Here is a 12,292-nt window from a genome sequence, read left to right on the forward strand (position 1 = left end):
ACCCCGCATGGCATCGAGCGCCGCCGCGCGGTCGTTTGCGGAGCCCCCGCAAGACCCATGGTTTGGTGGTGACGAACGGGGCGCGCAATAACCGATAAGCGGAGCTACTTCTTCGCGCCCTTAACAGGATTGGTGTTCGCATTGCCGGCGTTGGCCGTCGGTGGACGCGTCGGCGAGTTCCTGATCGGCCCGTTGTTCACCGGACCCTGATTGATCGCTCCCGGCGAGATCGTTCCACTATTGCGTGCAATATTGCCGTACATATCGCGCTGATTGGAAACTCCATATTGTGCGAATGCCGGACCGCTGTAAGCAACCAGGCATAAAAACGCGATCCCGAATTTCATGAAAGTCCTCATTTCACCTCGACCAACCCGAATAGAATAGCCTGAAAAGAGGTCTTGCGGGAGACCCGCATGGGTTTCTTTTCATCTCTTTGCGCGTGGCGTGGCCGGTAGGCTGCGGCGGGGTTAAGCGCGCCACGCCGCGGTGAGGCACGTTGGGAGCGCGTCAATCAGATTTTCCGACCGAGCCGCTCGTTTTGACCTTCGGCGACGTCCCCGACGATCCTATGGTCAACGCTTCAATTCAGGCGGCGGGTCCTGCCTGAACGAAGCATGGATGGCACGCTTGCAATCTTTTCGATGATACGCTGGCTCAAGACTTTGGGCATCTTCTCCGGGTCGAGCAAACTGTTCTCCGCCAGCACGCTCCCGTCATCATCGATCGTGGCCCGATCAAACGGCTTCAACGTTCGCCCGGAGTGACGCAAAGCCTCTATCGCCTTCAAAAGAGAGCCGGAATAAAGATCAAGAGCGGCGGAAAACTTGTGCCGCTCGACGCCCAGATGTTCACAAATGAGATTCTCACGCACCCCCACGATCGTATCGCGCAGCGCTTTCTCGCTTGGTGAAGAGCCCGTTGCTTCGACGGCGAGATCGCACTCCGTGTCAAAGCTCATGGAGCGATTGTTCAGGTTGGATGATCCGACCCGAAGCAGCTTATCGTCCATGGTCAGTATCTTGGCATGCACGTAAATCGGTTCACCGCCGGCCGTCACAGGGTAGTATACGCCAAGCCGCTTATGTGTGTCAGCCTTCCACAGTTCGTACAGTAACCTGTGACGTGCGCCATCCATAGCCTTGTGCTCGAGCCATCCTTCCGTCGTCTTCGGCAACACCAGTACTATCTCGGGACCCGCTGGTTCTCGCAGCCGACGGGCCATGGCATCGGCGATTCTGCGCGACGCCAGATACTGCGTTTCTATGTAAATCGCCCGCTCCGCTTGTCCGATCGCGTCGAGGTAAAGTGATTCGATCTCTCTGACTTCCCGCTGGTCGTCCAACTCCGGGATGGTGCGGGCTATTGCCACCTCAACATCCTCCATCAAGGGTGTTAGATTGTCAGGCCAAAGGTCTGACATCCTCGGAACAGCAGGAATCTCTTTTCCTGTCGCTCGGAGCCAACGCGCACGAGCCAGGTCGGCGATGGCTTGAGCCGCATCACCGTCTACAGCGGTAGTCGCGTCATGCCACGGGCCGTACGCTCCACCGCTCGGTTTCGTACGCAGCGGATTCTCGTCGAGGTGTTCGGGCGTGTCCCAGCGATCGGTCGTCATGTCAATTCCACCGCAGAATGCGAGCGAATCGTCGATAACGATGATCTTCTGGTGGTGAGCAGCGCCTACGGGGTGAGCGTGGTCCAGTCTGAGGTGCAACCGCTTGTCGGTCATCCAGTCCACAATGAACAATGGCGTCATGCCCCGTCCCAAGGCCTGTATCATGCCCAGATCCCACTTGAGCACGTAGACATTCAAGTGTTCACGATGCTTCGGAAGCCAGGAAAGAAAATCTCCCAGCGCGTTCGGCCCCTCAAGCGTCTGCTGCTCCGGCTCAAGTTTGATTCGCGTATCAAAATCCCACCCTATCAGCATGATCGTGTGCTGGGCTCTGAGCATTGCGCTTTTCGCATGGCGAAAGTAGTCGGCTGCGTCCACTATGAGCGCCAGACGCCGCGCGCGCTCAATACGCCAGCAATTCCGACCCACCGTCAGCATTCGCCCCCTCTCCTCATGCGCCCGGCTTCGGTCGAGCCCATTTCTGCCCCGTTGCGGTGACTGGCCCACTCTTTGTCGCAGATCATATTGCGGTACGATAACGCTTCCGGTTCAGTAAGTTCCATGTCGTCGCAGCGGAATTGCCTTTGCGAACGCCTAGGTGGCAATCGCAGCATTTCGAGCGAGACCGCCGGGCGTCAGTTGCCGCGCGAAAGCGCTAGGGCATGATCCGGAAAAGCGTGCAGCGGTTTTCCGAAAAGATCATGCTCAAACAAATAGCTAGTGGAAGATGCGTCCAGAGTCGATGACGACGGTCTGGCCGGTCATGGTCTCGGTGCGGCACATGGCGACCACCATGTCGGCGCAGTCGTCCTTGTCGGCCGGCTTCTTCAGCAGCGAGCCCGATGCGGAGCGCTCGACCTGCTCGGGCCGGAGATTGGCTGTCGCGCGAGTGCCTTCCAGCAGACCCGGTGCGACGCAGTTGACGAGCGTCTCAGGCGCCAACGCGACCGCCATGCAACGGGTCAGATGAATGAGCCCTGCCTTCGACACCGCGTAAGCGATCGAAGAGCCGGTTGGGCTGAGCCCGGCCACCGAAGCTATGTTGACGATGCGGCCTCGTCCCTGGGCCTTCATGATAGGCGCTACCGCCTTGGTCAGGCGCATCGGCCCGGTCAGGTTGATCGCCATGATCCTGTTCCAGACCTCCAGCGTCAGATCGTCGAGATCGCCGAACGGGATCGCGATATTGTAGGCGGCGTCATTGACCAGAACGTCAAGGCGGCCGAAGACCTGGGTTACGTCCCCTACCAGCCGATCCACGGCAGCGCCGTCGGTGATGTCACAGGCGAAAGCTCTGGCGTTGATCTGATAACGCGACATCAGTTCGCTGGCGACGCTTTCCGCCTGGTCACGGCTGCGAGCATACATGACAGCCACATGCGCGCCCTCCTGCGCGAGCGCGTGACAGATGCGCTGCCCCAGCCCCCCATTGCCGCCCGTCACCAGTGCAACCGCGCCCTTCAGGTCCATCGCCTTTCTCCCTTGATGCGGATGCGCAGTCGCATCACCACTTCTTCGCGCAGGCGCGAAACGTCAACCCGCCACGACCGCGCCCCGCTCGATGCGGAAGGTGCGATCGAGCAGGTCGATGACGTGGCTCTCGTTGGATTCCGACATCAGGACCGACACCCCCTCGCCCTTGAGATTTGAGAGAACCTCGCCGAGCCGACGCGCCAGCGCCGGCGCCAAGCCCTCGAAGGGCTCGTCCAGCACCAGCAGACGGCGCCCCGCCATCAACGCGCGGGCGAGAGCGACCATCTTCTGCTGGCCGCCGGAGAGTTCGAGTGCGCGGCGGCGCCTGAAGTTCGCAACCTCGGGCATCAGCGCATAGATGCGATCGAGACGCTGCTTCGCATCCGTCGAACCGGTCGCCAGAGCCGGCAGCAGAATGTTCTCCTCAACCACGAATTCCGGCACGAGGCGGCGATCTTCCGGCATATAACCGAGCCCCAACGCCGCGCGGCGATGTGCCGGTTCCGCCAGCAGATCAGCCCCGTCGAGGGTCATGATCCCCCGCGCCGGCAGCGCTCCCATCAATGCCCGCATCAGCGTCGTCTTGCCGGCGCCATTGCGCCCGATCAGGCCGGAAAACTGGCGCTCGCCGAGCGACAGTTGCGCATCGCGGATGATCTCGATGGCGCCGATCGAGACGTGCAGCGCGGATACCTCAAGCATGGGACGCCCTGCCGGCGTTGAGTGTGCCGTCCTTCGACCGGATCAGCGTTCCCGTGATGAACTCGCGCACGCGCTCGTCGCCGAGCGCCTGCTCGGGCGGCCCGTCCGCGATCACGGTGCCGTCGTAGAAGGCCAGCACGCGGTCAGCGAACCGCTGCACGATCTCCATGTCGTGCTCGACGAACAGGATGGTGGTGCCGCGCGCCTTCAACGCACCCATGATGACATCCATCAGGCCAAACTTCTCCTCCAGGCTGATTCCGCTGGTCGGCTCATCGAGCAGCAGGACGCGCGGATTGCCCGTCGTGGCCATCGCAATGTCGAGCAGCTTACGCACGCCCTGGGGCAGCGTTGACGCCAGCGCGTCGCGGAACCGGGCAATCTGAAACTGGCCAAGCGCCGTTTCGGCATCGGCGGTGGTCTCGGCGGAGATAAAACGCGACAGCGCCGCGCCGACCACGGAGCCGCCGAAACGGGCGATCGCGGTTGCCGCGCACAGGTTTTCGAACACGCTGAAGGTCGGAAAAACCTGCGCCACCTGGAAAGAACGCGCAATGCCCAGGCGCATGATCCTGCGCGACGGCAGGCCAGTGATGTCCCTGCCCTCGAACTGGATGGTGCCGCCCGACGGCGCCAGATGGCCGGTGATCATGTTGACGAAGGTCGTCTTGCCGGCGCCGTTGGCGCCGATGATGCCGATGGTCTGCCCCTGCGGTACATCGACATTGATATCGCGGGCGGCGACGACCTGACCGAAGGTCTTTTCGAGACCCTTGACGGAAAGCAGCGCGCTCATGCCGTGCCCTTTTCCGAAACCGCCGCGCGCTTGCGGATCATCAGCGAGCCTAGTCCCTCGGGCACGAACAGGATGGTCAGCAGCAGCACCGATCCGAGGATCAGTTGCCAGCCCCCGGGCAACAGGGCGACCGCGATCGTGCGGACGATCTCGAACAGCAACGCGCCCAGAAATGCCGCCGGGACCGATGCAGCGCCGGCCAGGATGGTCACGAACACGAATCCGCCCGACGTGGTCCAATAGGCCATCTGCGGATCGACATGGCTGATCGACAGCGCCGCCAGCGCGCCGCCGGCGCCCGCCAGCGCCGCCGAAATGATCAACTTCAGATGCACCAGCCGGGTCACGGAGATGCCGAGATATTCGACGCGAATTTCATTGTCGCGAATGGCGCCGGCCAACTGGCCGGCTACCGAACCGAGATATGCCGAGACGCCAAGCCAGGCGGAGAACACCATGCCGAGCGCCAGCCAGAACAGCGCGAAGGTGTAGGCGGGACCGCGCGGCTTCATGCTGAAAAAGCTGGCCTGGGCGACATTGATGCCGTCGGTCGATCCGAGCGTCTCGGATTTCACCAGCACCCCGTACAGGATCATCGACAGGGCCAGGCTGAGCATGGCGAAGAATATCTCGCGATACTGCGCGAGCAGGAAGCCGACGACGAATGCCACCAGCGCCGCCATGGTCACGGCCAGCGCGATCAGCAGGAATGCGTCCGTCACCCCGAACCAGCGCCCCGTCAAGGCCACCGTATAGGCCCCCGTGGCGAAGAACAGGGCCTGGCCGAATGGCACCAGGCCGCCGCGCCACAGAATGATCAGACCGCAAACCACGAGCCCGGTGGACATCGCCAGGGTCGCCAGCGAAATCAGCCAGAGCGGCGTAAATGGCGCGGCCGCCCCCAATCCGCCGAGGATCAAAGCGCCGAGAAGAATGCGAAAGGCGGTCATGTCAGATTTTTCTCGGTTGCGCGCGACTGAATAGACCTTGCGGGCGGAACACGAGCACCAGCGCCATCACCGCGTAGATCGCGAACAGTTCGAGTTGCGGTACCAGATGCACGGCTCCGGCGCGGAACAATCCGACGATCAGGGCGCCGACCAGCGCGCCCTCCATCGAGCCCATTCCGCCGATCGCCACCACCGCAAAGGCCAGCACGATGACCTCTACCCCGAGGCCCGGCGTCACTGATATCTTTGGAGCGGTCAACGCCCCGCCGAGCGCGCCGAGCACCGCGCCGACCAGAAAGGTCACGGTATAGACCCGCGACACATCGACGCCGAACGCGGCGGCGGTTTCGCGATCGTAGATCACGGCCGTCAACAGCCGTCCGAAGGTCGTCTTCTTGATGGTGTAGGAGGCCGCGATCGCCAGCACACCCGCAAACCCGACCAGACCGATGTCGTAGACCGACAGCGGCAATCCGCCGACCGTGAAGCTGCCGGCCTCGGTGTAAGGCTGATATGCCGATCTGCCGTCGGTGCCCCAGATCAGGATCAGCACATCCTCCAGGATCAGAAACAGCGCGTAGGTGATGAGAACGACGACGACCTCGTCCTTGCCATAGACACGGCGGAGAAAGACCCGCTCCAGGATGTAGCCCATCAGCAAACCGGTGACGATCGCGGCGGTGGCAATCGCCATGTAGCCTCCGACCACGGGCCAGCCGCGGTCGAAATAGAGACCGATCGCGGTCGCCGCCGCATAGGCGCCAAAGGCATAGAACGCGCCGTGGGCGACGTTGAGGATTTTCATGACGCCGAAGATCAGCGTCAGGCCGATGGCAACGACAAACAGCCAGGCGGCATAAACCAGGCCATCGGTGACGATGGCGATAACTGTGATCACCGGATGCCGTCCCTTACATCGTGAAGTGTAGCTGTAACCCGCGGCCGGCGGTGCCGGCCGCGGGCAATTACGGCGCTTAGTTGCATTTGGCTCCGGGCATGCCGGCCTCGAGCCAGGCCGTCGAGGTCATGTTGGCCGGAGGGTTCACGCACTCGGCGGGATAGCGGACGATGTCGACGATCTCGGCTTTGCCCTCCGCCTTGTTGAAACGGAAGCTGCCATAGGCGATATCGGAGATGCCTTGGTGGCCGTTACCGATCGCCATGCGGATCCTGGCGCTCGGTCCCTCGAATTCGAGACCCTCGAACGCCTTCACCACGTCGTCGATCGCGGGTTGCTGGCCACCCTTGGCCGCCGCGGCCTTCTCCCAGGCGGACTTGAGCCCGAGGATCGACTGCGCCATGTGATAGGCCGGATAGGTCGGCGCCGTGGCGAAGCGATCCTCATAGACTTGACGAAACCAGTTGTTCAACGGCGTGTCGGGCGCCATCACGCCGTGCGGGCCGCGGGCTCCAAGGATCGTACCATCCGGGATCTTGGCGCCGAGCCGGAACATAGCCGTCTCACCCGCCGTATAGACCATGGTGGAGCGCGCCGGCAGACCGCGGGCGCCATTCTGGACGATGAAGCTCTCGAGATCGCCGTCCCAGAAGCTCGAATGCACCACCTTGGAATTGGTGGTCAGCAGCGCCGAGATTTCCGCGCCGAATTCGCCGGCGAACAACTTCGGCAACAATTCCTTGTCGACGGTCGCCTTGGGCGCAAGCGCTTTCATGGCGGCGACAAAATCGCGCCAGCTGTCCTGCCCCCAGGCGTAGTTCTGGTTGATGCCCGAAAACGAAGCCAGATCGGGGAACTTCTTCAGCACATAGCGGGCGGCGGCGACGTTATCCATGGTGGCGTGCGGTGTTGCACGGAATACGTATTTGAGCGGCTTTTCCTCGAAGATACGCGGCGTTCCGCAGTCGAAGAACACGGTCAGCGCCTTCAGTTCTTCGGCAACCGGGGCCACCGCCAGGCAGTTGCCGGACGAGACATATCCGACGATGGCATTCATGCCATCGCGCTGAACGAGGTTGCGGAATTCGGTGACCTGATTGGCCGTCGAGCCGGCCTCATCGACAAATTTCGGCACAATCGGCGCGCCGGCGAGACCGGCGGTCGCGTAGGGCGCGGGCACTTTGCCAGCGTTAACCATTTCAATCATGATTTCGGCTGAGTTGCGGCCGGGAATACCGAATGGGCCGGCGGCGGGTCCGGTCAGGAAGGTTACTATCCCGAGTTTGACCGGCGGGACCGCTGGAGCGGTTTGGGCGACAGCCGTCATCGGCAAGGCCGCGAACAGCGCCGCCGTCACTACCTTGCGCACCGAACAGGCGCGTATGTTCATCCCCTGCATGCGAAATCTCCCCAAATGCTTTTTTTCAGCTGATACGGCCGTTGTGATAAAAGTCTATAGGCGATCGCGAGAGATGCCAATACACCCTCCTTAACCGCGCCTGCCTGCCATCAGGTTCAGGCAGACGCGCGGCACGAAGTGCCGCTCCCCGAGGATGATGCTGCAGCGCATTGGGGGTGGCCGCATTGCACGGATGTTGCGCGAAACCGGGGTTGCCGATCCGCCGGCGCCGGCCGGCCGACGAGGATTCGTCCCTTGGGAGATTCTCTGTTTCCCGGCGGTTCAATCCTCTTTCGGTCTCGTATCAATCGCCAAACCAGAGCAACGCGATTGTCGCAGCCGCAACACCGCAATACGCTCGTCGGTTGCGTGACCGAACGACTTCCATCTACTATCATGGCACAGTGAACGGCGCCCCGCACCATTGATGTGCGTCAACGACAAATCTGGCGGCACATTGGCTCTACCCGGCTCGGCCCCATCGAGCAACCCCGCTAGGCGGGAGCGAGAGGCTTGACCTTCCTCAATACCGAGAAAATCCGATCTGATGTATTGGCGATATGCCGAGCTATATCAGATCATTCCTCGAACTTGGATTGAACGACGTCGGGCTTGTCGGCGGCAAGACCGCGTCGCTTGGCGAATTGTATTCCGTTTTGTCGTCACAGGGGGTGGCTGTCCTCAATGGCTTTGCTATCACGGCAGACGCTTATCGCGATGCGCTGTCGCACGGCGATGTCGCGGGCGAACTTCACCGGCTTCTGGACGGTCTCGACAAGCGCAAGATCAAGCAACTTGCCAGCAAGGCCGCCAAAGCCCGCGAAATCATCTACAGGGCGATGGACACGCCGCTTCTCCGCGAACAGATCGTGGAAGCCTATCGGCAGCTTGAGCGAGACGGCGGGACCGGCGTCGCCGTTGCGGTACGAAGTTCTGCGACGGCCGAAGATCTGCCGACCGCGAGCTTTGCCGGCCAGCATGAGAGCTTCCTCAATGTGCGTGGTGCGAAGGATTTGTTCGAGGCCTGCCGGCGCTGTTTTGCCTCGATTTTCACCGATCGCGCGATTTCCTACCGCCTCGACAAGGGTTTCGACCACTTCAAGGTCGCCCTCTCCGTCGCCGTGATGAGAATGGTCCGCTCGGATATCGGCGCCAGTGGCGTCATCTTCACGCTCGACACTGAATCCGGATTTCGCGATGTGGTTTTCATCACGGGCTGCTACGGCCTCGGCGAAACCATCGTCCAGGGCAAGGTCGATCCCGACGAGTTCTACGTTCACAAGCCGACCCTGAAGCAAGGTTTTCGCTGCGTCCTGCGGCGGCGGCTCGGTGGCAAGCAAATCCGAATGATCTACGGCAAGGGCGGCGGCAGCCGCGCGACGCATATTCGAACGGTACCAAGCGCCGAGCGGCAACGGTTTTGCGTCTCCGATACAGAAGTGTTGAGCCTTGCGGACATTGCCATGCACATCGAGGAGCACTATTCGAAGCATGCCGGCATTGCCATGCCTATGGATATCGAATGGGCAAAGGACGGCACCGACGGCAAGCTCTACATCATTCAGGCGCGGCCTGAGACGGTTGCCTCGCAACGTTCGCCGGACGTCTACGAAACCTACGATCTCAAGGAAAGCGGGACCGTGATCGTTACCGGTCGCGCGGTGGGGGAAAAGATCGTATCGGGACGCACCCGCCGGATTGCCACGGCGCGGGACCTCGCCACCTTCAAGCCAGGTGAGATTTTGGTCGCGCCGTCAACCAGTCCGGATTGGGAGCCGGTCATGAAGATCGCGGCTGGGGTCATCACCGACAAGGGTGGCCGGACCTGTCATGCGGCAATTGTGGCTCGGGAACTGGGCATACCTGCCGTGGTGGGTGCGACACATGCGACAGAGAAGCTCAAGACGGGGACAAACGTCACGATCTCCTGCGCCGAGGGCGAGATTGGAAACGTCTATCGGGGAAAGGTCGCCTTCGACGTCACCCGCACGCCCGTAAGCGAACTCCGGCAGCCGCATACCGCAATCATGGTCAATGTCGGCACGCCTGAAATGGCCTTCCGGGTGGCGATGCAACCGCAGGCCGGGGTCGGCCTCGCCCGCATGGAGTTCATCATCAGCGAACATATCGGCGTACATCCGATGGCGCTTCTCAAGCCGCAGATGATCGCCTCGGCCAAAGCGAAGGCCGCCATCGCTCGTCTGGTCAAAGGCTTCAACAGCCCTTCCGATTTCTTCATTCGGGCGCTGGCGGAAGGCGTCGGCACGATTGCTGCTGCATTCTATCCCAAGCCGGTGATCGTCCGGCTTTCCGATTTCAAGACCAACGAATACGCCAGCCTGCTCGGCGGCGAGGCGTTCGAGCCCAAGGAGGAGAACCCGATGCTGGGGTTCCGGGGGGCTTCACGTTACAGCCACCCCGCTTACGCCGAGGGGTTCAAGCTGGAGTGTGTGGCTCTGCGCCGGGTGCGCGAGGAAATGGGTCTCTCCAATTTGCGCATCATGGTGCCCTTCTGCCGAACCGTCGAGGAAGGCCGACGCGTGATTGCGACGATGGCGGCCAACGGGCTCAAGCGCGGCGAAGGCGGGCTTGAGATCTATGTGATGTGCGAGATTCCGAACAACGTCATCCAGATCGACGCGTTCTCGAAACTGTTCGACGGCTTTTCCATTGGCTCAAATGATCTTACCCAGCTTACGCTCGGCGTCGACCGGGATTCCGATATTGTGGCCTTTGATTTTGATGAACGCGATCCGGGAATGCTGGAGATGTTCAGGCAGGCTGTGGTGGGCGCGAAGCGCAATGGACGTCACGTCGGCATTTGCGGAGAAGCACCCGCAAATTACCCGGAGATCGCACGCTACCTGACGCAACTTGGTATCGATTCAATCAGCGTCAATCCCTCAAGCGTGTTTCGCACCATGGCGGCGGTTGTCGAGGCCGAAGCCAGTTCAACGAAAACCAGGGCGTGACGGCCGCTATTCGGCATGGGCGGCCTTCGCGTGAATTTGCTCCGCCGCCGCATTGACCCGGGTCATCGTTTCAGTCAGTTCCGCATAGACGTTATCTTCGATCGTCACCAAGCCGAAATTCGAGTTCTCGCCGTCAAAGCGCCCCTCCGCTGGCTGATCGGCATGCTCGAACCAGTGATAGCCAACCACCGACGGTTTTCGCAGCGCAGCGGAGACGTAGCGTTCGAAGCTCTGGGCGCGCTCGATCTGGCTCGCCACCCGCGGTCCGCCACCGCGGGTATTGGGCAAGCCTGAATCGTCGCCGCGGAAGGAGAATTCGGAAATGAGGCACGGCTTCCCGCCTGCCGCATAAGCATCGATAGATGGACTGGCGTCGAGGTCATAGCAATTAAACGAGATGACATCGAGGTAGCGGCCGGCAGCCGCGATCACACTTGATTGCGGTTGGTAGCCGAACCGGGAGCCAATCACGAGATGGTTAGGGTCGACAGCCTTGATGGCCGATTGGCAGAGGGCGAAGTATTGCTCAGCTACGATCGCAACAAAGGCATCGCAATCGGCGCAAAATGCCGCGCGCGCTGGATTGGCCAGGTTAGCTTTCGTCTCAAGCGCGTCGTTCAGGCCGCCAGGCGGTATTCTAAAGAACGGCGCTTCGATGCGTCCAATTGAGCCGAGTTCCTCCCATGATCGCGCCGGAGTGCGCCAAACTGTGTTGAACTGGGAAAACTCCCGATAGTGCTCCTGTAATCTTGCAATCGCAGCGACCCGGCCAGGGCGGTGGGACGGCAGGTTCAGAAACAGCGTCAATAGTTCCTCGGCCCCTCGCCAATCGGGCGACCAATACAGCTCGTTATCGATGAATGTGCCAAGCAATCCGGCTTCATTGCGCCACCTTGTGCAATGATTATCCGCGCTTTCCCGAATGTGCGCGGAAAATGAGGGATCGAACACATCGGGAAAGATCTGGTCGCGCCGATGCAGCCGGAAAGTGGCACCGAGTGCAGCGGTGGGAGTAATCGCAAGCAGCGACGATCCTGCGGTGGCGACCAATTCATCCGACCAGCAGCCGAGCGTGTTGAACTTCCAGCTCGCCAGCCGATCGGCAACCGACGCCCGCCAGATGTGCTGGCCGCCATATTTCTCCCGGCACGTGTCGGCATATGGCACGCGATTGGTGTTTCCGATGTAGTCCTGATCAAAGCGGACGGTATTCACCCCCTTGGAAAGGAAACGTCCCCCGTCGGGATCGACCAGCCAGAACACCCCGTCATGTTCATCGACACGAAAAAAGCCGCTGCTTTTGAAGCGATCATCGGCGATGCCACCCCATTTGGTTCTTCTCAATCGGCCCCCCCACAATGACCAAATAGCCAAATAATTCATCGCACCGGCCCGTCGATTATTCTTGATATATCTCAAGATCGTCTTCGCGTTCGGTCGGACTGTTAACGTTACGGTTCTCTCGCTGGTTACATGAGCGGCCA

At 61.2% G+C, this 12,292-nt stretch carries 10 protein-coding genes; 1 reads left to right on the forward strand and 9 read right to left on the reverse strand.

Annotation, left to right across the window (positions count from 1 at the left end; all coding sequences use genetic code 11):
- Positions 1 to 104: 104 nt before the first annotated feature.
- The 8 genes from Q0D31_RS05255 to Q0D31_RS05290 all read right to left on the reverse strand — a co-directional run bounded on the left by Q0D31_RS05255 (position 105) and on the right by Q0D31_RS05290 (position 7,836).
- Entirely contained in the window at positions 105 to 347 is a 243-nt protein-coding gene (locus Q0D31_RS05255) for a hypothetical protein (RefSeq protein WP_291846092.1), read from the reverse strand.
- A gap of 236 nt (positions 348 to 583) precedes the next feature.
- Complete coding sequence (locus tag Q0D31_RS05260; RefSeq protein ID WP_291846099.1) at positions 584 to 2,056, reverse strand: phospholipase D-like domain-containing protein; 1,473 nt, start codon at positions 2,054 to 2,056, stop codon at positions 584 to 586.
- A gap of 279 nt (positions 2,057 to 2,335) precedes the next feature.
- Positions 2,336 to 3,088 (reverse strand): SDR family oxidoreductase, encoded by a 753-nt coding sequence (locus Q0D31_RS05265; RefSeq protein WP_291846101.1) that lies wholly within the window; start codon positions 3,086 to 3,088, stop codon positions 2,336 to 2,338.
- A gap of 63 nt (positions 3,089 to 3,151) precedes the next feature.
- Entirely contained in the window at positions 3,152 to 3,793 is a 642-nt protein-coding gene (locus Q0D31_RS05270; RefSeq protein ID WP_291846103.1) for an ATP-binding cassette domain-containing protein, read from the reverse strand.
- A complete protein-coding gene (locus tag Q0D31_RS05275; RefSeq protein WP_291846104.1) occupies positions 3,786 to 4,589 on the reverse strand; it encodes an ABC transporter ATP-binding protein in 804 nt (267 codons plus the stop codon). The genes Q0D31_RS05270 and Q0D31_RS05275 overlap by 8 nt, the downstream gene beginning before the upstream one ends.
- The gene (locus tag Q0D31_RS05280; protein ID WP_291846106.1) at positions 4,586 to 5,539 is read right to left on the reverse strand and encodes a branched-chain amino acid ABC transporter permease; all 954 of its coding nucleotides are present in this window, start codon (positions 5,537 to 5,539) and stop codon (positions 4,586 to 4,588) included. Before Q0D31_RS05280 ends, Q0D31_RS05275 begins: the two co-directional genes overlap by 4 nt.
- Before the next feature lies 1 nt (position 5,540).
- Positions 5,541 to 6,437 carry a branched-chain amino acid ABC transporter permease gene (locus Q0D31_RS05285; protein WP_291846108.1) on the reverse strand — a complete coding sequence of 299 codons (897 nt, stop codon included), beginning with the start codon at positions 6,435 to 6,437 and terminating at the stop codon, positions 5,541 to 5,543.
- Between the two features lie 76 nt (positions 6,438 to 6,513).
- The gene (locus tag Q0D31_RS05290) at positions 6,514 to 7,836 is read right to left on the reverse strand and encodes an ABC transporter substrate-binding protein (RefSeq protein ID WP_291846110.1); all 1,323 of its coding nucleotides are present in this window, start codon (positions 7,834 to 7,836) and stop codon (positions 6,514 to 6,516) included.
- A gap of 560 nt (positions 7,837 to 8,396) precedes the next feature.
- Here Q0D31_RS05290 and ppsA point away from each other — a divergent pair.
- The gene (gene ppsA / locus Q0D31_RS05295; RefSeq protein ID WP_291846112.1) at positions 8,397 to 10,808 is read left to right on the forward strand and encodes a phosphoenolpyruvate synthase; all 2,412 of its coding nucleotides are present in this window, start codon (positions 8,397 to 8,399) and stop codon (positions 10,806 to 10,808) included.
- A gap of 6 nt (positions 10,809 to 10,814) precedes the next feature.
- Here the strand turns inward: ppsA and Q0D31_RS05300 are convergent, their stop codons facing one another.
- Positions 10,815 to 12,227, reverse strand: a complete 1,413-nt coding sequence (locus Q0D31_RS05300) for an agarase (protein WP_366518493.1) — start codon at positions 12,225 to 12,227, stop codon at positions 10,815 to 10,817.
- Positions 12,228 to 12,292: the final 65 nt, after the last annotated feature.

Origin of the sequence: Bradyrhizobium sp., from assembly GCF_022844465.1 — a bacterium.
In the GTDB taxonomy this organism is placed as follows: domain Bacteria; phylum Pseudomonadota; class Alphaproteobacteria; order Rhizobiales; family Xanthobacteraceae; genus Bradyrhizobium.

Excerpts from the sequence above, each read along its gene's own strand:
- Q0D31_RS05255 (WP_291846092.1), bottom strand. The coding sequence starts at position 347 with ATGAAATTCGGGATCGCGTTTTTATGCCTGGTTGCTTACAGCGGTCCG.
- Q0D31_RS05260 (WP_291846099.1), bottom strand. The coding sequence starts at position 2,056 with ATGCTGACGGTGGGTCGGAATTGCTGGCGTATTGAGCGCGCGCGGCGT.
- Q0D31_RS05265 (WP_291846101.1), bottom strand. The coding sequence starts at position 3,088 with ATGGACCTGAAGGGCGCGGTTGCACTGGTGACGGGCGGCAATGGGGGG.
- Q0D31_RS05270 (WP_291846103.1), bottom strand. The coding sequence starts at position 3,793 with ATGCTTGAGGTATCCGCGCTGCACGTCTCGATCGGCGCCATCGAGATC.
- Q0D31_RS05275 (WP_291846104.1), bottom strand. The coding sequence starts at position 4,589 with ATGAGCGCGCTGCTTTCCGTCAAGGGTCTCGAAAAGACCTTCGGTCAG.
- Q0D31_RS05280 (WP_291846106.1), bottom strand. The coding sequence starts at position 5,539 with ATGACCGCCTTTCGCATTCTTCTCGGCGCTTTGATCCTCGGCGGATTG.
- Q0D31_RS05290 (WP_291846110.1), bottom strand. The coding sequence starts at position 7,836 with ATGCAGGGGATGAACATACGCGCCTGTTCGGTGCGCAAGGTAGTGACG.
- ppsA (WP_291846112.1), top strand. The coding sequence starts at position 8,397 with ATGCCGAGCTATATCAGATCATTCCTCGAACTTGGATTGAACGACGTC.